General features: G+C 74.0%; 23 protein-coding genes. 19 read left to right on the forward strand and 4 right to left on the reverse strand.

What is annotated here, in order from left to right; translation table 11 throughout:
* The 7 genes from infB to MA879_RS05835 form a co-directional block, all read left to right on the forward strand.
* A partial coding sequence (gene infB / locus MA879_RS05805) for a translation initiation factor IF-2 (RefSeq protein WP_248124105.1) occupies positions 1-2436 on the forward strand: 2436 nt, incomplete at its 5' end.
* 79 nt (positions 2437-2515) lie between these two features.
* Positions 2516-2947, forward strand: a complete 432-nt coding sequence (gene rbfA, locus MA879_RS05810; RefSeq protein ID WP_248124106.1) for a 30S ribosome-binding factor RbfA — start codon at positions 2516-2518, stop codon at positions 2945-2947.
* Between the two features lie 12 nt (positions 2948-2959).
* Positions 2960-3973 (forward strand): tRNA pseudouridine(55) synthase TruB, encoded by a 1014-nt coding sequence (gene truB, locus MA879_RS05815; protein WP_248124107.1) that lies wholly within the window; start codon positions 2960-2962, stop codon positions 3971-3973.
* On the forward strand, positions 3970-4338 hold the full coding sequence (locus MA879_RS05820; RefSeq protein ID WP_135028404.1) for a hypothetical protein: 369 nt from the start codon (positions 3970-3972) through the stop codon (positions 4336-4338). Before truB ends, MA879_RS05820 begins: the two co-directional genes overlap by 4 nt.
* 35 nt (positions 4339-4373) lie before the next feature.
* Positions 4374-4826, forward strand: coding sequence for a hypothetical protein (locus MA879_RS05825; protein WP_135028402.1), 453 nt, complete (start codon positions 4374-4376; stop codon positions 4824-4826).
* Complete coding sequence (locus MA879_RS05830) at positions 4827-5813, forward strand: bifunctional riboflavin kinase/FAD synthetase (protein WP_248124108.1); 987 nt, start codon at positions 4827-4829, stop codon at positions 5811-5813. It abuts the gene before it with no gap.
* Positions 5806-6642: a class I SAM-dependent methyltransferase gene (locus MA879_RS05835; protein ID WP_248124109.1), complete on the forward strand. Its 837-nt coding sequence runs from the start codon at positions 5806-5808 to the stop codon at positions 6640-6642. The genes MA879_RS05830 and MA879_RS05835 overlap by 8 nt, the downstream gene beginning before the upstream one ends.
* Before the next feature lie 6 nt (positions 6643-6648).
* Here the strand turns inward: MA879_RS05835 and MA879_RS05840 are convergent, their stop codons facing one another.
* The gene (locus MA879_RS05840) at positions 6649-7668 is read right to left on the reverse strand and encodes a CPBP family glutamic-type intramembrane protease (protein ID WP_248124110.1); all 1020 of its coding nucleotides are present in this window, start codon (positions 7666-7668) and stop codon (positions 6649-6651) included.
* A gap of 179 nt (positions 7669-7847) precedes the next feature.
* Between MA879_RS05840 and rpsO the strand changes: the two genes are divergently transcribed.
* Both rpsO and MA879_RS05850 read left to right on the forward strand, forming a co-directional pair.
* Positions 7848-8117 carry a 30S ribosomal protein S15 gene (gene rpsO / locus MA879_RS05845; RefSeq protein WP_248124111.1) on the forward strand — a complete coding sequence of 90 codons (270 nt, stop codon included), beginning with the start codon at positions 7848-7850 and terminating at the stop codon, positions 8115-8117.
* A gap of 306 nt (positions 8118-8423) precedes the next feature.
* On the forward strand, positions 8424-10688 hold the full coding sequence (locus MA879_RS05850) for a polyribonucleotide nucleotidyltransferase (protein WP_248124112.1): 2265 nt from the start codon (positions 8424-8426) through the stop codon (positions 10686-10688).
* 84 nt (positions 10689-10772) lie between these two features.
* Here the strand turns inward: MA879_RS05850 and MA879_RS12390 are convergent, their stop codons facing one another.
* Together MA879_RS12390 and MA879_RS05855 are read right to left on the reverse strand one after the other, a co-directional pair.
* Positions 10773-10895 (reverse strand): hypothetical protein, encoded by a 123-nt coding sequence (locus MA879_RS12390; protein WP_282447664.1) that lies wholly within the window; start codon positions 10893-10895, stop codon positions 10773-10775.
* 17 nt (positions 10896-10912) lie between these two features.
* A complete protein-coding gene (locus tag MA879_RS05855; RefSeq protein WP_248124113.1) occupies positions 10913-11077 on the reverse strand; it encodes a hypothetical protein in 165 nt (54 codons plus the stop codon).
* Between the two features lie 67 nt (positions 11078-11144).
* On the opposite strand from MA879_RS05855, the gene MA879_RS05860 reads away from it, so the two are divergent.
* From MA879_RS05860 to MA879_RS05870, 3 genes are read left to right on the forward strand one after another with little or no spacing between them, the layout of a single operon-like run.
* Positions 11145-12461 carry a M16 family metallopeptidase gene (locus MA879_RS05860; protein WP_248124114.1) on the forward strand — a complete coding sequence of 439 codons (1317 nt, stop codon included), beginning with the start codon at positions 11145-11147 and terminating at the stop codon, positions 12459-12461.
* Between the two features lie 26 nt (positions 12462-12487).
* Positions 12488-13276, forward strand: coding sequence for a 4-hydroxy-tetrahydrodipicolinate reductase (gene dapB / locus MA879_RS05865; RefSeq protein WP_248124115.1), 789 nt, complete (start codon positions 12488-12490; stop codon positions 13274-13276).
* Positions 13263-13763 carry a hypothetical protein gene (locus MA879_RS05870; RefSeq protein ID WP_248124116.1) on the forward strand — a complete coding sequence of 167 codons (501 nt, stop codon included), beginning with the start codon at positions 13263-13265 and terminating at the stop codon, positions 13761-13763. The genes dapB and MA879_RS05870 overlap by 14 nt, the downstream gene beginning before the upstream one ends.
* Before the next feature lie 16 nt (positions 13764-13779).
* Here the strand turns inward: MA879_RS05870 and MA879_RS05875 are convergent, their stop codons facing one another.
* Positions 13780-14988 carry a heparan-alpha-glucosaminide N-acetyltransferase domain-containing protein gene (locus MA879_RS05875; protein ID WP_248124117.1) on the reverse strand — a complete coding sequence of 403 codons (1209 nt, stop codon included), beginning with the start codon at positions 14986-14988 and terminating at the stop codon, positions 13780-13782.
* 138 nt (positions 14989-15126) lie between these two features.
* Between MA879_RS05875 and dapA the strand changes: the two genes are divergently transcribed.
* The 7 genes from dapA (at position 15127) to MA879_RS05910 (ending at position 22568) form a co-directional block, all read left to right on the forward strand.
* Positions 15127-16044, forward strand: coding sequence for a 4-hydroxy-tetrahydrodipicolinate synthase (gene dapA / locus MA879_RS05880; RefSeq protein ID WP_135028385.1), 918 nt, complete (start codon positions 15127-15129; stop codon positions 16042-16044).
* Between the two features lie 80 nt (positions 16045-16124).
* Complete coding sequence (locus tag MA879_RS05885; protein ID WP_248124118.1) at positions 16125-19373, forward strand: DNA translocase FtsK; 3249 nt, start codon at positions 16125-16127, stop codon at positions 19371-19373.
* Positions 19370-20011: a CDP-diacylglycerol--glycerol-3-phosphate 3-phosphatidyltransferase gene (pgsA, locus tag MA879_RS05890; protein ID WP_282447670.1), complete on the forward strand. Its 642-nt coding sequence runs from the start codon at positions 19370-19372 to the stop codon at positions 20009-20011. The genes MA879_RS05885 and pgsA overlap by 4 nt, the downstream gene beginning before the upstream one ends.
* Entirely contained in the window at positions 20008-20598 is a 591-nt protein-coding gene (locus tag MA879_RS05895; protein WP_248124119.1) for a CinA family protein, read from the forward strand. The genes pgsA and MA879_RS05895 overlap by 4 nt, the downstream gene beginning before the upstream one ends.
* Before the next feature lie 25 nt (positions 20599-20623).
* Positions 20624-21826, forward strand: coding sequence for a hypothetical protein (locus MA879_RS05900; RefSeq protein WP_248124120.1), 1203 nt, complete (start codon positions 20624-20626; stop codon positions 21824-21826).
* A gap of 113 nt (positions 21827-21939) precedes the next feature.
* Entirely contained in the window at positions 21940-22353 is a 414-nt protein-coding gene (locus MA879_RS05905) for a helix-turn-helix domain-containing protein (RefSeq protein ID WP_282447665.1), read from the forward strand.
* The gene (locus MA879_RS05910; protein WP_248124121.1) at positions 22350-22568 is read left to right on the forward strand and encodes a DUF3046 domain-containing protein; all 219 of its coding nucleotides are present in this window, start codon (positions 22350-22352) and stop codon (positions 22566-22568) included. Before MA879_RS05905 ends, MA879_RS05910 begins: the two co-directional genes overlap by 4 nt.
* Positions 22569-22719 lie beyond the last annotated feature (151 nt).

Here is a 22719-nt window from a genome sequence, read left to right on the forward strand (position 1 = left end):
GGCCCGGCCGCGCCCACGCCGGCCGCCGCCCCCACGCCCGGGGCGGCCGCCCCGAAGCCGGGCGGCGCCAAGCCGGGTGCCCCGCGCCCGGGGAACAACCCGTTCACCTCCAAGGGCGCCGCCGGCGGCCAGGGCGGTCCCCGTCCGGGCGCCCGTCCCGGCGGACGTCCGGGCGGTGCGCGTCCGGGCAACAACCCGTTCGCCCCGTCCCAGGGCATGCGCCAGGGCCGTGAGGACCGCGCCCCCCGTCCGGGTGGGCCTCGTCCTGCCGCGGGTGCGGGCGGTCCCCGTCCTGCCGCGGGTGCGGGCGGTCCCCGTCCGGGCGGTCCCCGTCCGGCCGCGGGTGCGGGCGGTCCCCGTCCGAACCCGGGCATGATGCCCAAGCAGATCACCCCTGCTCCGGCTCCCGGCCGCGGCGGCGGTCGCGGCCGTCCCGGTGGGGGCCCCGGCGGCGGCCCCGGCCGTCCCGGCGGCGGTCCCAACCGGGGCCGCGGCAACGCGCAGGGCGCGTTCGGCCGCGGCGGCGGCGGCGCGCGCAAGGGGCGCAAGTCGAAGCGCGCCAAGCGTCAGGAGTTCGAGCAGCAGCACACGCGTGAGATCGGCGGCGTCAAGGTCCCCAAGGGTGACGGCACCACGATCCTGCGCCTGCGCCGCGGCGCGTCCCTGGCCGACTTCGCCGAGAAGATCCGCGCGGACGTCGCGGACCTCGTGAAGGTGCTCTTCACCCTGGGCGAGATGGCCTCGGCCAACCAGTCCCTCGACGAGGACACCTTCCAGCTGCTCGGCGACGAGCTCGGCTACAAGGTCCAGGTCGTGTCCCCGGAGGACGAGGACAAGGAGCTCCTGGAGGCCTTCGACATCGACCTCGAGGCCGAGGAGGCCAACGAGGACGCCGACGACCTCGTCGCGCGCCCCGCGGTGGTCACCGTCATGGGCCACGTGGACCACGGCAAGACACGTCTGCTGGACGCGATCCGCAAGTCCAACGTCATCGAGGGCGAGGCCGGCGGCATCACCCAGCACATCGGCGCGTACCAGGTGCCGGTGGAGCACGAGGGCGAGGAGCGTCGCCTGACCTTCATCGACACCCCGGGCCACGAGGCGTTCACCGCCATGCGTGCCCGCGGCGCCAAGGTCACGGACATCGCGGTCCTCGTGGTCGCGGCGGACGACGGCGTCATGCCGCAGACGGTCGAGGCGTTGAACCACGCGCAGTCAGCGGACGTGCCGATCGTCGTCGCGGTCAACAAGATCGACAAGGACGGCGCGCAGCCGGACAAGATCCGCGGCCAGCTCACCGAGTACGGCATCGTGCCCGAGGAGTACGGCGGCGAGACGATGTTCGTGGACGTCTCCGCCCGCAACGGCGTCAACATCGACCAGCTTCTGGAGTCGATCCTGCTGACCGCGGACGCGGCCCTCGAGCTGACGGCGAACCCGGACAAGGACGCCCGCGGCGTGGCCATCGAGGCGAACCTCGACAAGGGCCGCGGCGCCGTCGTCACCGTACTGGTGCAGACCGGCACGCTGCGCGTGGGCGACACGATGGTGGTGGGCTCCGCCCACGGCCGCGTGCGCGCCATGTTCGACGAGAACGGCACCCCCGTGGAGGAGGCCGACCCGTCGCGCCCCGTCCAGGTGCTGGGCCTGTCCTCGGTGCCGCGCGCCGGCGACTCGTTCCTGGTGACCGACGACGAGCGCACCGCCCGTCAGATCGCCGAGAAGCGCGAGGCGGCGGACCGCAACGCGCAGCTCGCGAAGCGCCGCAAGCGCATCACGCTCGAGGACTTCGACCAGGCCGTGGCCGAGGGCAAGCTCGACACGCTCAACCTCATCATCAAGGGCGACGCCGCCGGTCCGGTGGAGGCGCTCGAGGACTCGCTCCTCAAGATCGAGGTCGGCGAGGACGAGGTGCAGCTGCGCGTCATCCACCGCGGTGTCGGCGCGATCACCCAGAACGACGTCAACCTGGCCACCGTGGACAATGCCATCATCATCGGCTTCAACGTGCGTCCCGCCGAGCGGGTCGCCGACCTGGCCGACCGCGAGGGCGTGGACATGCGGTTCTACAGCGTGATCTACGACGCGATCGACGACATCGAGAACGCCCTCAAGGGCATGCTCAAGCCGGAGTACGAGGAGGTCGAGCTGGGCTCGGCCGAGGTGCGCGAGGTGTTCCGCTCCTCCAAGTGGGGCGCCATCGCCGGCTCGCTGGTGCGCTCGGGCCTCATCCGCCGCAACGCCCAGGCCCGCCTGGTGCGCGACGGCAGCGTGGTGGCCGACAACCTCAGGATCGAGTCCCTGCGCCGCTTCAAGGACGACGCCACCGAGGTGCGCGACGGCTACGAGTGCGGCATCGGCCTCGGCAACTTCAACGACATCAAGGAGGGCGACGTGATCGAGACCTTCGAGATGCAGGAGAAGCCGCGCGCCTGAGCGTCCGACGACGGGGCGGGGCGCCTCAGACGGCGTCCCGCCCCGCGGACCCGGGACCGTGGCACGGAAGGAGACTGACATGGCCGATCCGGCCCGCGCAGGCCGCCTGGCCCAGCGCATCAAGGTCCTCATCGCGGAGGCGCTGCGGCGCGCCGTGAAGGACGACCGCGTGGAGCCCGTCACCGTGACGGAGGTCCGCGTGACCAACGACCTGCAGCACGCGAGCGTGTACTACACGGTCCTCGGGGACGAGGCCACCGTGGCCGCCGCCCACGAGGCGATCCAGGAGAACCGCGGCCTGCTGCGCCGCGAGGTGGGCCGCGGGCTCACCATCCGCCTGGTCCCGACCCTCGAGTTCGTGCCGGACACCGTCCCCGAGGCGGCCGCGCACCTCGAGGACGTCCTGCGCGCCGCCAAGGAGCGGGACGCGGAGCTGGCCCGCGCCCGCGAGGGCGCCCAGTACGCCGGCGAGGCGGACCCCTACCGCTCCTCGGACGACGAGCAGGCGTGAGGCACCGCTGACGTGACCGCACGCACCGCACACGGACCGACCCCCGATGCCCCGGGCACCGAGGCGTCGGGGGTCGTCCTCGTCGACAAGCCGGCCGGGTGGACCTCCCACGACGTCGTCGGGCGCGTCCGCCGGCTGGCCGGCACCCGCAAGGTCGGCCACGCCGGCACCCTCGACCCCATGGCCACGGGCCTGCTCGTGGTGGGGGTCAACAAGGCCACCCGCCTGCTGACCGCCATCACCGGCACGGACAAGACCTACACGGCCACCGTCCGGCTGGGTCAGTCCACGCTCACGGACGACGCCGAGGGCAAGGTGATCGCCACCCGCCTGGCCAACGCCGTCACCCCCGAGCGCGTGGCCGAGCAGGTCGCCGCGCTGACGGGGACCCTCTCACAGGTGCCCTCGGCCGTGTCCGCCGTCAAGGTGGGCGGGCGGAGGGCGTACGACCGTGTCCGCGCGGGGGAGGACGTGCAGCTGGCCCCCCGGGAGGTCACGGTCCACTCCTTCGACGTCCATGACCTCCGCCGGCTCGACGGCGGCCGGACCGTCGACCTCGACGTCACCGTGCACTGCTCCTCCGGCACGTACATCCGTGCCCTCGCCCGGGACCTCGGCGAGGCGCTGGACACCGGCGGGCACCTCACCGCGCTGCGCCGCACCGCCGTGGGCCCCTTCGACGTGGCCGACGCCGTGGACCTGGACGCCCTGGCGGAGCGCTTCGTGATGACCGAGCTCTCCGACGCCGCGGCGGGGCTCTTCCCGGTCCGCGAGCTCACCGCCGACGAGGCCCGGGAGCTGTCCTTCGGTCGCGCGATCGCGCCGACCGGCACCGGCGGCGAGGCGCCCGCCGAGGGTGCGCCGTCGTCGTCGGGGAAGGCCCCCGTGGACCTCGTGGCCGGCCGCGCTCCGGACGGCACCGTGGTGGCCCTCCTGCAGGACGGCCGCCGTGCAGGACGGGACGTCGCCCGCCCGCACCTGGTGTTCGCGCCCGCGGAGGGCGAGGGGAAGGGAGGGGCGTCGTGATCCTCGACACCTGGTTCTGGGCCGGCACCGCGGTGGGGGTCCTCTCGCTGCTGGTGTGCCTGGCCATGACGGCGCTGCGCACGCACCCGGCGGACGCCTCCATCGTGTCCGTGGCGGCGGTGGAGCTGTTCCTGCTCGTCTACGGTGTGGTGGGGGCGTTCCGCCAGCTGGGGGGAGACCCCCTGAACGGTCCCGTGTGGGAGTTCTGGGGGTACGTGCTCACGGCGCTCGTGGTCCCGGTGATCGCGGTGCTCTGGGCGGCCTCGGACAGGACCCGGTGGGCGAACCTCGTGCTCGCGGTGGTCGGCCCCACGGTGGTGGTCATGCTCCACCGCATGCAGGTCATCTGGTACGGACAGTGGTGAGCCGGACAGCCCGGCAGGACGGAGAGGAGCCCGCGATGGCATCCAGCACGACGGCGACGCCGACGCGCCCCGCGCGCAACCAGGGGCTCGGCCGCATCCTCGTGATGGTCTACGCCGTGTTCGCGCTCTCCGCGTTCGCCCGCAGCCTGTTCCAGATCCTCAGCCAGTTCGACGTGGCCCCCGTGGCGTACCTGCTCTCCGCGTTCGCGGCGGTGGTCTACGTCGTGGCCACGCTGTCCCTGGCCCGCTCGGGGCCCGGCGCGTGGCGCGTGGCCCTGGCGGCCGTGCTGGTGGAGCTGGCCGGCGTCGTGGGCGTGGGCCTGTGGACCGTCCTGGACCCGGGACTGTTCGCGGACGAGACCGTGTGGTCCCGCTTCGGCGCGGGCTACGGGTACGTGCCGCTCGTGCTGCCGCTGGTGGGCCTGGCCTGGCTGCTGGCGCACCGTCCGGATCGATCGGACGCGGCCGCGTCCCGCGAGGAGCGCTGAATGCAGGTCTGGAACTCGATGACGGAGGTCCCGACGGACCTGCCCCGCACCGTCGTGGCGCTCGGCAACTTCGACGGCGTCCACCGCGGGCACCGGGCCGTGCTAAGGCGCGTGGTGGAGCTCGCCCGGGCCGAGGACGCCATGTCCGTGGCGGTGACCTTCACCCCGCACCCCCGGGTGGTGCACCAGCCGGACGCCCCGCACGAGGAGATCCTCAGCCCCGAGCAGCGCGCGGTGTTCCTCGCCGAGACCGGGATCGACGCGCTGTTCCTGCAGCGCTACACGCTGGACTTCGCCGCGCAGACGCCCGAGGAGTTCGTCCTCTCCATGTTCGTGCGCGGCCTGCGGGCGTGCGCCGTGGTGGTGGGCCGGGACGTCCGGTTCGGGAAGGACAACGCCGGCGACTTCGCGGAGATGGTCCGCCTCGGCCGGGAGCACGGCTTCGCGGTGGCCGCCGTGGACGACCTGCCCGCGGAGGACGGCGACGGCGACGCGCGCCGCTGCTCCTCGACCTGGATCCGCGAGCTGCTGGCGGACGGGGAGGTGGCCCAGGCGGCCCACGTGCTCGGCCGCAACCACGTGGTGGCCGGCCAGGTGGTCCACGGGTTCGCCCGGGGCCGCGAGCTGGGCTTCCCCACGGCCAACCTCCAGACGGACGTGGCGGGCATGATGCCCGCGGACGGCGTGTACGCCGGCTGGCTGCACGACGCCGAGGGGACCGCCTGGCCGGCGGCCGTCTCGATCGGCTCCAACCCCACGTTCGAGGGCGTGGCCCGTGTGGTGGAGGCCCACGTGATCGACCGCCCCGTCGAGCGCGTGGAGGACTTCGACCTCTACGGCCAGCTGGTCGAGGTCGAGTTCGTGGCGCGCCTGCGCGGCATGGTGGCCTACGAGGGCGTCGAGAAGCTGGTCGCGCAGATGCATCAGGACGTGGACCAGGCACGCGCGATCCTGGACGCCGCGCCGCAGCCGCCCGGCCGTGCCTGAGCCCGCCCCGGACCGGCCGACCCCGAACCTGCCGCGCCGCACCGCCCGGCCGGACCGTGCCGCGCCCAACGCGTTCGGACTCGGCGGGACGGCAGCGGGGGAGCACTACGACGCCGTCCGCCCCTCCTACCCCGAGCCCGTCGTGGACTGGGCGCTCGAGGGGGTGGCGACGGGCCGCGGTCTCGACGTCGTGGAGATCGGTGCGGGGACCGGCCTGTTCACCCGCCTGCTGGCCGCTTGTCCGGCGGATCGCGTGCGCACCGTGGCGGCGGTGGAGCCCTCCGCGGTCATGCGCGCCGTCCTGGACCGCGACGTCGCCGCACCCTCGGGCGGGCGGGTGTGCTCCGTGGACGGCAGGGGTGAGGCCACCGGCCTGCCCGAGGGGAGCGCCGACGTCGTGGTGGCGGCCCAGGCGTGGCACTGGATGGACCCGGCGGCGGCGTCCGAGGAGGCGGCGCGCGTGCTGCGTCCGGGCGGGCGGCTGGCCGCGGTGTGGAACCAGCTGGACGTGACCGTGCCGTGGGTGCACCGGCTCACGCGGATCATGCACGCCGGGGACGTGCACGCCGCCCACCCCGAACGTCGCCGGTTCGCCGCCCCGTTCGGGGTGGAGGAGCACGCCGCCTGGACATGGCGGGATACCACGACGCCGGCCGGGCTGCACGCGCTCATGGCCTCGCGGTCCTACTGGCTACGGGCGGAGGAGCGGATCTGCGCCCGGCTGACAGCGAACCTGGACTGGTACCTGCACGAGCACCTCGGCCACGGAACGGACGAGGAGATCGAGCTGCCCTACGTGGCTGTGGCCTGGCGGGCGCCGCGTCCCTGACTCGGTTCAGGGCCGCGCGCCCACCGCGGCGGGCACGGTGCGCGCAACGCCGGCGCGCTTCGCCTGCCACAGCAGCAGCACGGTGGCGAGCGTGACGACCGTCGCGGAGAGCAGGGTGGAGAGGGGGTCGCCCTGGGCGGCGTCCGTCACGTAGCTCTCCTTGTCCAGACCGGTGAGCGTGCCGAACACGATGATCACCACGTTGTTCACCACGTGCAGCGCCACGGCCGCCTCGAGGCCGCCGGTGCGCCACGTGAGGATCACCGCGGCCACCGCGAAGACGCCGAGGTCCAGCAGGATCCACGGGTCCAGGGAGCCGTGGGCCAGAGCGAAGGCCACGGCGGACACCACGGCGGAGACCGCCACGGTGACCACGGGGCGGCGGATCCACGTGCCGATCGCCAGCATCACCCAGCCGCGGAAGAGGTACTCCTCACCGGCGGCCTGGAAGGGGGTGAGCAGGAAGGCCATCACCAGCAGCCACACCCAGTCCTCGGCGCGGGGCAGGACGCGGGAGCCGTCGAGCAGCCACGCGCCGAGGACGTACACGACGAACAGCGGCAGCAGCACGAGGTGGGCGCGCAGCAGCCACCGCCAGCGCACCCGGCCCTCCACGGAGTGCAGGAAGCGGGCCTTCACCGGGTGCGCCACGAGGATCGCCAGCAGGGCGACGCCGATCAGCGCGGCCAGCATCAGGTTGTTCAGCAGCACCATGGGCGCGGAGAAGAAGGCAAGATCGAAGGCGGCCTCGGAGGACCACAGCTCCTCCGGGTCCATCTGGGCGAACAGCACGAGCGCCATCGGCACCGCGAGCAGGACCATCAGCCCGACGACGCCGGCCACGACCATTCCGAGGGACGCCAGCGGGTTCCACCAGCGGGCGCGCGGCGTGCGCATCAGCTCCGGGTAGCTGTGGCCGATCAGGGGCAGGTCCAGGGGCTTCACGGGGGCGTGGACCGGGCCCGGCCAGGGCGCCGGATGGGGGGCGGGGGCCGGTGCGGTCGGGGGCGGGGGAGGCGTCGTCATCACGGACCCAGCTTAGGAAGCCCCCCGGGACCCGACCTCCCCCGCGGGGATGAATCCGCCTCGGCTGATAGGCTCACCCCTCAGGCCTCCCTGCAGTCCGCGGTGGAGAGGCCCCGCCCGCCGGTGCTCAGCGCCCGGGCGGCTCCGTGTTCGCGGTACCACAGAGAAGGAGGCCTCCCATGGCCCTGGATCCCGCTGTCAAGCAGCAGATCATCAAGGAGTACGCCACCCACGAGGGTGACACCGGTTCCCCCGAGGTGCAGATCGCGGTCCTGTCGCGTCGCATCAAGGACCTGACCGAGCACCTCAAGGAGCACAAGCACGACCACCACACCCGCCGCGGCCTCATGGCCATGGTCGGTCGTCGTCGTCGCATGCTCGGCTACCTCAAGGACACCGACATCGAGCGCTACCGCGCGCTGATCGAGCGCCTCGGCCTGCGCAAATGAGCCGGCCGGAGGGCGGTGTCCACGGCGGGGAGTGACCCCCGCGGGGCGCCGCCCTTCGTCTTCTCCGCCTCCGGTCGTTACCCTGGGGGAGGGCGCGCCGCACCGCGCAGCACGTCCACAACCGAACACCCGCCCCGCGCCGGACGCCGTCCGTGCGGGCACACCGATCGCCCCGCCCCGTCGGATCGCGGTCCTCGACAGTGGCTCCCGGAGCCCCGACGCGCGCGGGGCGGCCGAGGGCCTCGATCGAAGACCAGGTCGACGGCATCGCACGCGGGTCGGTCCTGTCTGAAAAGGAGGGACCCCATGGAAGGTCCTGAGATCACGTTCGCCGAAGCCGTCATCGACAACGGCCGCTTCGGCTCCCGCACCGTCCGCTTCGAGACCGGCCGCCTCGCCCAGCAGGCCGCCGGCGCCGCGATGGTCTACATCGACGAGGAGACGTCGATGCTGTCCGCCACGACGGTGGGCAAGAGCCCCCGCGAGGGCTTCGACTTCTTCCCGCTGACGGTGGACGTCGAGGAGCGCATGTACGCCGCCGGCCGCATCCCCGGTTCGTTCTTCCGCCGCGAGGGTCGGCCGTCCACGGACGCCATCCTCACGTGCCGCCTGATCGACCGCCCGCTGCGTCCGGCCTTCACCAAGGGCATTCGCAACGAGGTCCAGGTCGTCGTGACCGTCACCTCGATCGCCCCGGACGAGATCTACGACACGGTGGCCATCAACGCCGCCTCGCTGTCCACCCAGCTCTCCGGCCTGCCGTTCTCCGGCCCCATCGGCGGCGTGCGCATGGCCCTGATCGACGACGGTTCGGGCCAGCGCCAGTGGGTCGCCTTCCCGAAGCACTCCCAGCTGCAGGACGCCGTGTTCAACATGGCCGTGGCCGGCCGCGTGGTGGGCGACGACGTCGCGATCATGATGGTCGAGGCGGAGGCGGGCGACAACGCGTGGGAGCTGATCAAGGATCGCGGCGCCCAGGCCCCCACCGAGGAGGTCGTGGCCGAGGGCCTCGAGGCCGCCAAGCCCTTCATCCGCGCCCTGTGCGAGGCGCAGGCGGACCTGGTCTCCCGCGCCGGCAAGGACCCGGTGGAGGTGCCCGTCTTCACGGACTACGAGGAGGACGCGTACGCCGCCGTGGAGAAGCTCGCCACGGACCGCCTGACCGAGATCTTCTCGATCGGGGACAAGCAGGAGCGCGAGGCCGCCTCGGACGCCTACCACCTCGAGGTCATCGAGGAGCTCGCGGGCGAGGGCAAGGAGTTCGAGGAGCGCCGCGGGGAGGTCGCCAAGGCCTACGGCTCGCTGACCAAGCAGATCGTGCGCCGCCGGATCCTCAAGGACCAGGTGCGCATCGACGGTCGCGGCCTGACGGACATCCGCAAGCTGACCGCCGAGGTCGAGGTGCTGCCGCGCGTGCACGGCTCCGCGATCTTCGAGCGCGGCGAGACCCAGATCATGGGCGTGACCACGCTCAACATGCTCAAGATGGAGCAGCAGATCGACTCGCTGGCCCCCACCAGCTCCAAGCGGTACATGCACCACTACAACTTCCCGCCCTACTCCACGGGCGAGACCGGCCGCGTGGGCTCCCCGAAGCGCCGCGAGATCGGCCACGGCGCCCTCGCCGAGCGCGCCCTGGTGCCCGTGCTGCCCTCGCGTGAGGAGTTCCCCTACGCGATCCGCCAGGTCTCCGAGGCCCTCGGCTCCAACGGCTCCACGTCCATGGGCTCCGTGTGCGCCTCCACCCTGTCCCTGCTGAACGCGGGCGTGCCGCTGCGCGCCCACGTGGCCGGCATCGCCATGGGCCTGGTCTCCGCCGAGGTGGACGGCCAGACCCAGTACGCGGCGCTGACCGACATCCTCGGCGCCGAGGACGCGTTCGGCGACATGGACTTCAAGGTGGCCGGCACGTCCGAGTTCGTCACCGCCATCCAGCTGGACACCAAGCTGGACGGCATCCCCGCCTCCGTGCTGGCCGGTGCGCTGACCCAGGCCCGCGAGGCCCGGCTGCACATCCTCTCGGTCCTCGAGGCCGCGATCGACCAGCCGGACGAGCTCGCCCCCACCGCGCCGCGGATCATCTCCGTGCGCATCCCGGTGGACAAGATCGGCGCGGTCATCGGCCCCAAGGGCGCCATGATCAACCAGATCCAGGACGACACGGGCGCGGACATCACCATCGAGGACGACGGCACCGTGCTGATCGGCGCCACCGACGGCGCCTCGGCCGAGGCCGCGCGCTCCGCCGTGAACGCGATCGCCAACCCGCAGGTCCCCGAGGTCGGCGAGCGCTACCTCGGCACCGTGGTGAAGCTGACCTCGTTCGGCGCGTTCGTCTCGCTCACCCCGGGCAAGGACGGCCTCCTGCACATCTCGGAGCTGCGCAAGCTCAACGAGGGCCAGCGCGTGGAGGACGTCGAGGACGTGCTCGGCGTGGGCCAGAAGGTCCAGGTGGAGATCACCAAGATCGACGACCGCGGGAAGCTGTCGCTCGCCCCGGTGGTGGCGGACGACGACGCCGCCCAGGCCGAGACGGCCGACGCGCTGGAGTCCTCGGGCCTCGAGGCCTGATCCCGCCCGCCGCGGCGGCCCCACCCGCCCGGCACCGTACGGCGCCCCGTCCCTCCGCGTGAGGGGCGGGGCGCCGTCGTCGGTTCAGCGGCGGCGTGTGAGCAGAGCCAGGGCCGGATTCACGAGGGGTGCAGGCACCCAGGAGCCCGTGAGCATCAGCACGAAGAAGGCGAACTCCCAGCCGAGATCCCACCCGCCCGAGCGCATCGACGAGTCCAGCGCCCTCAGGGGAGGGCCAGCCCGGCGACGTAGGCGGCCAGGCCGCCGTCCACGATGATCGGCACCACTCCTTGGCCTGCGAAGACGAACGTGCCGCCCAGCAGGAGGAGCAGGGCGAGGACGAGCCGGGAGGGACGGGCGGGGGCGGAGTCCGGGCGGGCGGGCCTCATGGGGCGAGGCCAGCCCGGCGCTCCGGGGCGGACAACGGGGCCGCGGGCGGCTGACACAATGGCGGGCATGACTGTGCTCCGAGAGATCCCCCTGGACTTCGAGGGCGTGCTGGCCGCCGAGAGCGGGTCCGAGGTGCGCCGTTCCGTGCTGCCCGGCGGGGTGCGCGTGCTCACCGAGTCCATGCCGGACCAGCGCTCCGTGACCGTCGGCTACTGGGTGGCCGTGGGCTCCCGGGACGAGTCGCCGGAGGGGTTCGGCGCCACCCACTTCCTCGAGCACCTGCTGTTCAAGGGCACGCGCACGCGCAGCGCCATGGACATCGCCGTGGCGTTCGACCGGGTGGGCGGCGAGTCCAACGCCGGCACGGCCAAGGAGTCCACGGTCTACCACGCGCGCGTCCTGGACGAGGACCTGCCCATGGCCGTGGACGTGCTGACGGACATGGTCACCTCCTCCCTGATCGACCCGGACGAGCTCGAGACCGAGCGCGGGGTCATCCTCGAGGAGCTCGCGATGGACGCCGACGACCCGGTGGACGTGGCCCACGAGGAGCTGGCCGGCGTCGTGCTGGACGGGCACCCGCTGGGCCGGCCGATCGGCGGCACCCCGGAGACCATCCGCGCCGTCACGCGCGAGCATGTCATGGACCACTACCGGCGCTGGTACCGCCCGGACGAGCTGGTCATCACGGCCGCCGGCCACCTGGACCACGACGACGTCTGCCGCCTCGTGCTCTCCGCCCTCCACCAGTCGGGCTGGGACCTGCGGCCGGGCGCGGCGCCCGCGCCCCGCCGGACCGTGGACACCGCCGCGGCCGCCGCGGCCCGCGTGCGCCCGGGCGTCCACACGGTGGAGAAGGCGGTGGAGCAGGCCAACGTGATCGTCGGCGGGCGCTCCCTGTCCACCACGGACCCGGACCGGTTCGCGCTCGGGGTCATGATGTCCGTGCTCGGCGGCGGCATGTCCTCGCGCCTGTTCCAGGAGGTCCGCGAGAAGCGCGGACTGGCGTACTCGACGTACTCGTTCTCCGCCGGCTACTCCGACGCCGGCTACTACGGGCTCTACGCCGGGTGCCAGCCCGAGCGCGTGGACGAGGTGGCCGCGCTCATGACGGCCGAGTTCGAGCGCATGGCGCTGGAGGAGGTCACCGGCGAGGAGCTCGAGCGCGCGCACGGGCAGATCTGCGGCGGCACCGTGCTCGGCATGGAGTCCACCGGCGCGCGCATGTCCCGGCTGGGCCGGGCCGAGCTGGTCACGGGGGAGTTCGCGGACCTCTCCGCCTCCCTCGCGCGGGTGCGCGCCGTGGACGCCGGTCAGGTGCGCGCGGTGGCCGCCCGCCTGGCCGAGGGGGAGCGGGCCCGCGTCGTCGTGGCCCCGGCCTGAGCCGCCCACGCGCGTAGGCTGAGCACATGAGCGAGACCACCCCCACCACCCCCGCGCCCGCGGACGCCGTGCCGCGCGTGGCGATCCTGGGCGCCGGCGGCAAGATGGGCCGCCACGCCGTGCCCGCCGTGCGCGAGGCCGCCGGGCTCGAGCTGGTCGCCGAGCTGGGCTCGCGGGACCCGCTGCAGGCCGTGCTCGACGCCGGCGCCACCCACGTCCTGGACCTCACGGTCCCGGACGCCTCGCCGGACCACGTGGCCTTCGCGGTGGAGCACGGCCTCCACGCCGTGGTGGGCACCTCGGGCTGGGACGCCGAGCGCCGTTCCGCCCTCGAGGCGCAGCTGGCCGAGCACCCCGGGGTGGGCGTGCTGATCGCCCCGAACTTCTCCGTGGGCTCCGTCCTCGCCACCGCCTTCGCGGCGAAGGCCGCCCGCTGGTTCGAGTCCGTCGAGGTGGTCGAGCTGCACCACCCCGCCAAGCTGGACGCCCCCTCGGGCACCGCGGTCCGCACCGCCGAGATGATCGGGGATGCCCGGGCCGCCGCCGGCGTGGACCCCTCCCCGGACGCCACCGAGCGGGACCCGGACGGGGCGCGCGGCGCCGTCGTGAACGGGGTGCACGTGCACGCGGTGCGCCTGCGCGGCCTCGAGGCCCACCAGGAGGTGCTGATGGGCGGGCCCGGAGAGCAGCTGACCGTCCGCCACGACGCCTACGACCGCGGCGCCTACATGCCCGGCGTGGTGCTGGGTCTGCGCACCGTGGCCTCGCGCCCGGGGCTCACCTATGGCCTGGACGGCGTCCTTGAGCTCGACTGACCGCGCCGCCGCCACCGTCTCCGCCTCCCCGGCCGGCGGGGCGACCCTGCGTTCCAAGCTGTGGGTGGCGTTCGTCGTGCTGCTCACGCTGTTCTTCGCGTTCTTCGTGGTGCGGGCGGCCGTGGCCCTGATCGGGGCGGGCGGCGCGCTGCCCGTGGCGATCGGTGTGTCCGTCATCGTGGTGGTGGCGCTCGGCCTGGCGCTGATCGGCCGTGAGCTGCTGTTCGGCCTGCAGACGGAGCGTCTCGCGGCGATCCTCGAAGCCGAGGAGGGGCTCCCCGAGGACGACCTGCCGCGCTCCCCCGGCGGGCGGATCGACCGTGCCGCCGCCGACGCGCAGTTCGCGGGGTTCGCCGAGGCCGTCCGCGCCGCTCCCCACGACTGGCGCGCCCGCTACCGCCTCTCCCTGGCCTATGCGGCCGCCGGAGATCGCCCGCGCGCCCGTGCCGCAGCCCGCGAGGCCGTCCGCCTGCACCGGGTGGGCTGACGCCGCGGGCTCATGCTCAGCGCGGGCCCGGGCCGACGCCGGGGCGGGCGTCCTCGCCCCGGCGCGCGAGCCGCCGCATCCCCGTCTCGAGGGGTCCGTCCGCGCCCGTGCGCGCCGCCGCCCACCCGGCCGCGAGGAAGAGCATCCACAGCACGGCCGCCGCGGCGAGTCCGCGGAACGGGACACCGGCGGCCATGAGCGCACCCAGCAGCACGAGGTGCCCCACGTAGAGGGTCAGGGAGAGGCGCCCGACGCCGGGCAGCACCCCGGCGCCCGGCGCGCGTCCGCGCCGACGGGACAGCAGCAGGCAGAGGCCCAGCACGGCCACGGCCCAGCCCAGCGCCCGGACGGCCTCGAGCGGGGACCCGCCGTGCGGGGTCGCGAGCGCCAGCCACAGCGGGTCGGGGATGAGCCACGCCAGCCGGTGCTCGCCCGTGAGCAGGGTCGTGGCCAGCTCCTCCGGGGCGGCGCCCGTCGCCGCCGCGATCCGCGCCACCACGCCGTCCGCCCCGCGCACGGCCGCCCCGACCCCGAGGGCCGCCGCCCCCGCCCCGACGCCCCCCACGGCCAGGAGAGCAGCCGTCCGCGGGGCGCGCAGGTCCAGCCGCCCGATCGCCAGGCCGGCCACCAGGAAGGCGCCCCAGGACAGGACCGGGTAGTAGCCGGTCACCAGGAGGTCGGTGAGCAGCAGGGCGGGGGTGGCCAGATCCGTCGGGGCGGGGGAGGTCCACAGGCGCGCCCCCTGCAGGAACTCCTCCCGGCCGAGCAGCGCCTGACCGGCGGCCCGCAGCCCGAAGACGAGCACCGGCCCCAGGACCAGCCAGGCCCCCGCGAGGGCTGCCAGCGCCCCGCCGCGCAGCCGCAGCAGTGGCAGGGCGAGGAGGAAGAGGAGCGCGTAGTGGCACAGGATCACGGCCACCGGGGTGCCCAGCGCCCCGCACACCAGCCCGAGCACGAACAGCACTCCGGCACGGCGGAGTGTGCGGCGGCGTAGCACGGCGGCCGCGGTGGCCGGCACGGGCTCGGGGCCGCCCGCGGCGAGGGCCAGGCCCACGCCGGCGAGCGTCACGAACAGGGCGGCCGCGCCGCCGGAGAACACGAGGTGCAGCGGATCGGGGTGGCCCGCCGCGGTCGCCGGGTCGGTCACGTGGACGGCGGCGAGCCCCAGCAGGGCGACGCCGCGGGCGGCGTCGACCCCGGTCAGCCGGTGGGGGAGGACGGGCATGGACACCTCGGGGGACGGGGCCGCGCCGGGCGCGGCGGGACGGAGGGCCGGGGGCGGGTCGCGACGTGTGGGGACGCCCGGCGTCGCAGGCCCGCCGCACACGGGGACGGGGCCATCCTCGCAGGTAGGGTGTGCCCCATGACTGCCGCGCCTGGACCCGTGAACCCGTCCGACCTGCCCTTCGGCACCGTCGTGCCCGCCATGGTGACGCCGATGGACCGGGACGGCGCCGTCGATCTGGAGGCGGCCGCGGCCCTGGCCCGGCACCTCGTGGACGGGGGGGCGGACGGCCTCGTGGTCACCGGCACCACGGGCGAGACCTCCACGCTCACGGACGAGGAGAACCTCGCCATGTTCCGCACGGTGGTGGAGGCGGTGGGGGACCGGGCGAAGGTGATCGCGGGCACCGGCACGAACGACACGGCCCACTCCGTGGAGCTCTCCCGCCGGGCCGCCGAGACCGGCGTCGACGGCCTGCTGATCGTCACCCCGTACTACAACAAGCCCAACCAGGCCGGCATCCGCGCCCACTTCGAGGCGATCGCCGACGCGGCCGGGCTGCCCGTGATGGTGTACGACATCCCCGGCCGCTCCGTCATGCCGATCGAGCCGAAGACCCTGATCGCGCTCGCGGCGCACGAGAACATCGTGGCCCTCAAGGACGCCAAGGGCGACCTGCAGTCCACCACCACGGTGCTGGCCCACACGGACCTCCAGCTGTACTCGGGCGACGACGGTGCGACCCTGCCGCTCATGGCGCTGGGTGCCGTCGGCGTCGTGTCCGTGGCCGCCCACGTGGCCCCCGGCCTGTACCGCGAGCTCGTGGACGCCGTCCACGCCGGCGACCTCGCCGCGGCCCGGTCCGCGCACTACGCCCTCGACCCCGTGCAGCGCGGCATCATGGGCCATGTCCAGGGCGCGGTCGCCTCGAAGGCCGTCCTCGCCGCCCAGGGCGTCATCCCCACGGACACGGTGCGCCTGCCGCTCGTCCGCGCCACGGCGGCGGAGCTCGACGCCATCCGCGCCGACCTCGCGGAGGCCGGCATCCGGTTCTGACCGGTCGCGTGCCTCCGGCCGGGCCGCGCACGCCCCGTCCCCGTGCCCACCGTGTCCGGGGCGCACGGTACGTTGGATCCATGGCGACCCGTACTTCCCCCGCGCGGTCGTCGTCCTCCTCGTCGAAGCCCCGGTCCGGTTCCGCCCGGTCCGTGAAGGGCTCCTCCGGGAAGGGCGCGTCCGCCGCCACCTCCGACCGCGATCAGCAGCCCGCGTTCGTGCGCGCCCTGCGCACGGCGTGGGTGGCCCTGGCCACCCCCGTGGGCGCCGCCGTGCGCAAGGCCGGACCCGACGTGCGCATCCCGCGGGAGGACCGCCGGGACGGCACCGGGCTCCTCCTGATCCTGATCGCCGCGCTCGTCGCCGCGATCGAGTGGTGGGGACTGCGGGACACGGCGGTGGGGCGCGTGGTCCACTCCGTGGTCGGCGGCACCGTCGGCTGGTTCGCCCTGCTCGTGCCGGTCGTGCTGACCGTGGTCGCGGTCCGCTGCTTCCGCCATCCGACCCGCCACCGGGACAACGGGCGCATCGTGATCGGCCTGCTGCTGGCCACCGTGGCCGGCAGCGGCATCGCCCACCTGGTGGGCGGCCTGCCCTCGGCGGCCGCGGCGTTCGAGGACGTCCTGCGCGCCGGCGGCATGGTGGGCTACTTCGCCACCGTCCCCCTGGCCTCCCTCCTGACGGCGGTGCCGGTGTGGATCCTGATGCTCGCGCTGGCGGTGTTCTCCCTGCTGGTGCTCACGGCCACCCCCGTGGGCTCCATCGGGTCCCGCCTCCGCGGAGCCTACGCCTGGCTCACGGGCCAGGACGCGGAGGGGGCGGAGCGCCGCCGCCAGGAGCGGGCGGAGGCTCGGCGCGCCCGTCGTGAGGCCTCCGGCGCCGAGCACCGGGGTGAGCAGCAGGACCTGGACCTGTTCTTCGAGGACCGCCCGCAGGGGCGGACCCACCCGGACCACGACCAGTCCTACCTGGACACCCCGCGCACCGCTCGCGGCGCGCACGCCGCTCCGGCGCGGAGGGAGAAGAGGCCCGGGCTGCTGGCCCGCCTGCTCGGCCGCCGCGGAGACCGGGAGCAGCCCCCCGCCGTGCCCGTCCGCGGGACCCGCGCCTACGACACGGCCGTGATCGAGGATGCCCCCGCGCCGGCGGGCCCCACTGCGGTCGGATCCCATGCCGCCGGGGACCAGCCCACCGAGGTCCTCCCGCCCCCGTCGCCCCGGCGCCGCATCCGCCTGCGGCATGCGGCCCAGACGGACGTGTTCGACGCCGAGGCCGCCCCCGGCGGGCGTCGCCGTCCCGAGCCCGACGACGACTTCGACCTCTGGGTGGACGAGGACGGCGACGACGTGGACCGGGCCGACGACGCCGACGCCCAGCCGGCCGACGACAGCCCCGCCCTGCCGCCCGGCGTGCGGCGGCCCACGGCGGCCGACCGTGCCCTCGAGCAGGTCCGCGAGCACGCCCGCTCCGTGCGGGAGTCCGCGCTCGAGGCGGAGCCGGCCCCCGCCGTCGTCGAGGCCGAGGACGAGGAGCCGCGGCAGGACCCGGCACCCGCCGTCACGCCCGCCGAGCCGGAGTCGCCCGCCGAGCCCGCACCGGCGGTGCCCTCGGTCAGTCGACCGGAGCCTGTGCCGGAGGTCTCGCATGCGCCCGCGCGCGAGGTCCAGGACACCCTGGACGGGGAGACCGTCTACGACCTGCCGCAGTCCTCCCTGCTGCCGGCCGGACCGCAGCCCAAGGAGCGCACCGAGTCCAACGACCGCGTGGTCCGGGCCCTGACCACGACGTTCACCGAGTTCAAGGTGGACGCGCAGGTCACCGGCTTCTCCCGGGGTCCCACGGTGACCCGCTACGAGGTGGAGGTCGCCCCCGGCACCAAGGTGGAGAAGGTCACCGCCCTGGAGAAGAACATCGCCTACGCGGTGGCCTCCTCCGAGGTCCGGATCCTCAGCCCCATCCCGGGCAAGCGCGCGATCGGCATCGAGATCCCGAACACGGACAAGGAGGTCGTCGCCCTCGGCGACGTCCTGCGCTCGCAGGCCGCCCAACGCACCGACCACCCGATGGTGATGGGCGTCGGCAAGGACGTGGAGGGCGGCTACGTGGTGGCCAACCTGGCGAAGATGCCCCACATGCTCGTGGCAGGCGCCACCGGCGCCGGCAAGTCCTCGTTCGTGAACTCGATGATCACCTCGATCCTCATGCGCTCCACCCCGGACGAGGTGCGCATGGTGATGGTGGACCCCAAGCGCGTCGAGCTCACCGCGTACGAGGGCGTGCCCCACCTGGTCACCCCGATCATCACGAGCCCGAAGAAGGCGGCCGAGGCGCTGCAGTGGGTCGTCAAGGAGATGGACACCCGCTACGACGACCTCGCGGCGTTCGGCTACAAGCACGTGGACGACTTCAACAAGGCCGTCCGGGCCGGCCAGGTGAAGCTGCCGCCGGACTCCAAGCGCGTGCTGCGCCCGTACCCGTACCTGCTGGTCATCGTCGATGAGCTCGCGGACCTGATGATGGTCGCCCCGCGCGACGTCGAGGACGCGATCGTGCGCATCACCCAGCTGGCCCGTGCGGCCGGCATCCACCTCGTGCTCGCGACGCAGCGGCCGTCCGTGGACGTGGTCACGGGCCTGATCAAGGCCAACGTCCCCTCGCGGATGGCGTTCGCCACCTCCTCGGTGACCGACTCCCGCGTGGTCCTCGACCAGCCGGGCGCGGAGAAGCTCCTCGGCCAGGGCGACGCGCTGTTCCTGCCCATGGGCAAGTCCAAGCCCATGCGAGTGCAGGGCGCCTGGGTCGATGAGACCGAGATCCACGCCGTCGTGGAGCACGTGAAGACGCAGAGGCAGGTCCAGTACCGCGAGGACGTGGTCCCGGAGAAGTCCGAGAAGGTCATCGACGAGGACATCGGGGACGACCTCGACCTGCTGCTGCAGGCCGTCGAGCTCGTGGTCACCACGCAGTTCGGCTCCACGTCCATGCTGCAGCGCAAGCTCCGGGTGGGCTTCGCCAAGGCGGGCCGGCTCATGGACCTCATGGAGTCCCGCGCCGTGGTGGGCCCGTCCGAGGGCTCCAAGGCCCGGGACGTGCTGGTCAAGCCCGATGACCTCGCCGACGTCCTGGCCACCATCAGCGGCGACACCCCGCCCTCGCAGGCTGCCGCCCCCGCGGCCCCCGCGGCCCCGTCCGCCGGCGGCGAGGGGGACCGGTGGTCCTCGGGCGACATGGTCGGGGACGACGTGGACTCCCGTCCCGCGGCCCAGAGCTGGGACGATGAGGACGACGACGAGGGATCGGAGGACGCGTGGCAGCTGACCGGACGCTGACCGGGGGAGGAGACCGTCCCGCGGGCAGTCCCGCCCCGGTGGAGAAGACCTCCGAGTTCAACCTCCCCAACGTCCTGACGGGCCTGCGCATCGTCATGGTGCCGTTCTTCGTGTGGGCGATGTGGGCCGGCGGCCCGTGGGGCAGTGACTCCGCCGCGGCGCGGTGGACCGCGGTGGTCCTCTTCGCCGTCGCCATGTACACGGACAAGCTCGACGGGGACATCGCCCGCGCCCGGGGCCTGGTGACGAACTTCGGGAAGATCGCGGACCCCATCGCGGACAAGCTGCTCACGGGCTCCGCGCTGGTGCTCTTCTCCCTGCTCGGCGAGCTGTGGTGGTGGGTCACCGCCGTGATCCTGGTGCGCGAGTGGGGCATCACGCTCATGCGGTTCGTGGTCATCCGGTACGGCGTCATGCCGGCCGGCCGGGGCGGCAAGCTCAAGACCGTCCTGCAGGCCGTGGGCATCGGACTCCTGCTCATGCCGCTGGCCCCCGTGCTGGGCGACTGGTGGCCGTGGCTGGGCTGGACCGTGATCGGGGTCGCCACGGTGCTGACGGTGCTGACGGGTGTCGAGTACGTGCGGGACGCCGTCCGGCTGCGCCGGGACTGGCGGGCCGCACACGGGGACGTGAGATGAGCGTCCCCGACGGGGAGGCCGATCCGAGGGGGGCCGACGCGTCCGCCGCGGCTCGCGCCGTCGTCGCGCGCGGCACGGCGCTGGGCCTCACGGTGGCGACCGCGGAGTCGCTCACGGCGGGGATGGTGGCGGCCGCCCTGGCGGACGTCCCGGGCGCCTCCGCTGTCCTCCAGGGCGGGGTGGTGGCGTACCAGAACCACGTCAAGGCGGAGCTGCTCGGCGTGGGCGGGGACCTGCTCGCCGCGCGCGGGGCGGTGGACCCCGAGGTGGCGCGCCGCATGGCCGCGGGTGCGAGGCGGGCCCTGGGCGCCGACGTCGGCGTGGCCACCACGGGGGTGGCCGGCCCCGAGCCGCATCAGGGACGTCCCGTGGGGACCGTCATGCTCGGCCTCGCCGTGACGCCCGCGCTGGCCCCGGCCCTGCGGGCGATCGCCGTCGCCCCGGCCGGGCTGGACGAGGACGCCGAGGGCGCCACGCTCGGCGTCGAGCTGCACCTGCCGGGGGATCGGGCGGCGGTGCGCGGCGGGACCGTGGAACGCGTGCTGGCACTGTTGGAGTCGCTCCTGGTGGGCGTCCCTGGCCCCTGACCCGCCGGTCCCCTACGCTCAGCGGGTGCCCTCCCACCCCGTCCCCACCGCATCCGACCGGGATGACGATCCCCACGAGGGCGCCGAGCGACGGCGCATCGGCCTGATCGCCGACCCGGGCGTCCCGTGGAAGCTGGCCCAGCAGGTGGCCGAGACCCTGCCGGACCGCCTCGCCGAGCGGCGTGAGGATCGGGTCCGGTGGCGCGTGGAGGCCCACCAGCAGGTGCTGCCGGTGAGCGCGGAGGGCCACCTGATCCTGGACGGTGCGGCGGGCCGCCTGGCCGAGGAGAACGGGTGGGACACCGTGGTGGCCGTCGTGGACCTGCCGCGGTTCGAGGAGGGGCGCGGCGTCCTCGCCGACGTGCTGCCCGGACGCCGCGCCGCCTCGGTGTGCGTGCCCGCTCTCGGCGTCCTGCGCACGCGGCAGCGCCTCGAGGAGACGGTCCTGCGGGTGCTGGGGTACATGGACGGGGCGTCCGCGAAGGACGCCCCGGACGGGGAGATGGACGTCTCCGAGCCCCTCAGCGAGACGCCGGAGGGGATCGGGCGCGAGCACATCACACCCGTGCCGGACACCGAGATCCGCCGGCCGGGTCAGGACGAGGACCTCTCCACGGTGTTCGTCACGGGCCCGGGGGGCACGCTGCGGCTCCTGATGGGCATGGTGGCGGCCAACCGCCCCCTGCGCCTGGCCCGGGGCATGAAGTGGGCGGTGGCCTCTGCGGGCGCGGCGGGTGCCTACGGCGTGTTCTTCGTCTCCATCTGGAGCCTCTCGAACCACATGTCCACCCTCCGCCTGACCGCGGTGACCGTGCTGGCGGTCGTCATGCTGGTGCTCTGGCTGACCACCACCAACGGGCTGTGGGTCCGAGGCGGACGGCACGGCGGGCGTCCCGCCCTGGACAACCTCTCGACCCTGGCGACGGTGGGCCTCGCCTGCTCCGCCCTGTACGCGGGCCTGTTCGCCGTGCTCGCGATGGTGGCGAGCGTGATCATCCCGATGCCGTACCTCTCCGCCCAGCTGCACGAGGACGCCGGGTGGGTGGACATGATGCGGCTGGTATGGCTGTCCACGTCGATGGGCACGATGGCGGGCGCCGTCGGCGCCGGCTTCGACGACACGGTGGAGATTCGCACGGCCACCTACTCCCGGCGCGAGCTCGAGCGGCGGCGTCTGGCCGACGGTGGCGGGGACGGCGAGACGGACGGCCCACGCCCTCGGGAATGACCGCAGCCACCGGAACGTTGTCCTGAACGAGTCAAGATCATCACGCCACCGGGACCGGCGGGGGACACCCTCGCCGCGATCGGCTGGCCAGCCTCCAGGAGCCTCGAGCACACATGATGCGACACCCCGTCCACGCCAACGGCGTCACCCGCTGGGTGAACGACGAGCCCATGCGCCCTCAGCCTGCCCCCGAACTGAAGGAGCGCGCCTTGCCCATCCTCCGCCACGAGATCGGCGAGGTCCTCCGCGACGTCCGCCAACGCCAGGGCCGCACCCTGCGCGAGGTCTCCCATGACGCCCGCGTGTCGCTCGGCTACCTCTCCGAGGTGGAACGTGGCCAGAAGGAAGCCTCCTCGGAGCTGCTCGCCTCCATCTGCGAGGCGCTCGAGATCCCGATGTCGTTCCTGCTGCGGGAGGTCTCCGACCGGCTCGCCGACCAGGAGGGTGTGGCGATCCCGGACACCGTGCCGGCCGAGATGACGGCGGACGACGTGCCGCCGGTCGGGACCCTCGCCGCCCGGGCGTGAGGACCAGCGAGTTCCGCCGCCTGATGGAGGAGGAGTTCGGCCCCGCACGGGCCGGGCTGATGGTCGACACCCTCCACCTGCCGGCCTTCGACGCCACCGCCTCGGACGCCCTCGCGTCCGGGGCGGACCCACGTGACGTGTGGCGGGAGATGTGCGATCTCAACGGCGTGCCCGAATCCCGCCGTCTGGGCCGGGACATCCCGCCGAAGCGCTGAGCGGGCCACGGCGCTCGGCCGCTCCGGGGTTCGAACACGTGTTCGAAGGATGGGGTAGAGTCCTGCACACGTGCCGGGAGAACCCGGCGATCCACAGCCCGGCCGGCGGGCCTCTAACGTGTCCGCCGCGGCCCGTACTCTCCAGACATCA

It is taken from the genome of Micrococcus lacusdianchii (assembly GCF_023155805.1).
Classification (GTDB): domain Bacteria; phylum Actinomycetota; class Actinomycetes; order Actinomycetales; family Micrococcaceae; genus Micrococcus; species Micrococcus lacusdianchii.

What these genes read in the sequence shown, in the direction of transcription:
- MA879_RS05850 (WP_248124112.1), top strand. Translation starts at nt 8,424, where the DNA reads ATGGAAGGTCCTGAGATCACGTTCGCCGAAGCCGTCATCGACAACGGC.
- MA879_RS05840 (WP_248124110.1), bottom strand. Translation starts at nt 7,668, where the DNA reads ATGACGACGCCTCCCCCGCCCCCGACCGCACCGGCCCCCGCCCCCCAT.
- dapA (WP_135028385.1), top strand. Translation starts at nt 15,127, where the DNA reads ATGACTGCCGCGCCTGGACCCGTGAACCCGTCCGACCTGCCCTTCGGC.
- MA879_RS05860 (WP_248124114.1), top strand. Translation starts at nt 11,145, where the DNA reads ATGACTGTGCTCCGAGAGATCCCCCTGGACTTCGAGGGCGTGCTGGCC.
- MA879_RS05885 (WP_248124118.1), top strand. Translation starts at nt 16,125, where the DNA reads ATGGCGACCCGTACTTCCCCCGCGCGGTCGTCGTCCTCCTCGTCGAAG.
- rbfA (WP_248124106.1), top strand. Translation starts at nt 2,516, where the DNA reads ATGGCCGATCCGGCCCGCGCAGGCCGCCTGGCCCAGCGCATCAAGGTC.
- dapB (WP_248124115.1), top strand. Translation starts at nt 12,488, where the DNA reads ATGAGCGAGACCACCCCCACCACCCCCGCGCCCGCGGACGCCGTGCCG.
- rpsO (WP_248124111.1), top strand. Translation starts at nt 7,848, where the DNA reads ATGGCCCTGGATCCCGCTGTCAAGCAGCAGATCATCAAGGAGTACGCC.
- MA879_RS05825 (WP_135028402.1), top strand. Translation starts at nt 4,374, where the DNA reads ATGGCATCCAGCACGACGGCGACGCCGACGCGCCCCGCGCGCAACCAG.
- MA879_RS05855 (WP_248124113.1), bottom strand. Translation starts at nt 11,077, where the DNA reads ATGAGGCCCGCCCGCCCGGACTCCGCCCCCGCCCGTCCCTCCCGGCTC.
- MA879_RS05830 (WP_248124108.1), top strand. Translation starts at nt 4,827, where the DNA reads ATGCAGGTCTGGAACTCGATGACGGAGGTCCCGACGGACCTGCCCCGC.
- MA879_RS05905 (WP_282447665.1), top strand. Translation starts at nt 21,940, where the DNA reads ATGATGCGACACCCCGTCCACGCCAACGGCGTCACCCGCTGGGTGAAC.
- MA879_RS05875 (WP_248124117.1), bottom strand. Translation starts at nt 14,988, where the DNA reads ATGCCCGTCCTCCCCCACCGGCTGACCGGGGTCGACGCCGCCCGCGGC.
- MA879_RS05895 (WP_248124119.1), top strand. Translation starts at nt 20,008, where the DNA reads ATGAGCGTCCCCGACGGGGAGGCCGATCCGAGGGGGGCCGACGCGTCC.
- MA879_RS12390 (WP_282447664.1), bottom strand. Translation starts at nt 10,895, where the DNA reads ATGCGCTCGGGCGGGTGGGATCTCGGCTGGGAGTTCGCCTTCTTCGTG.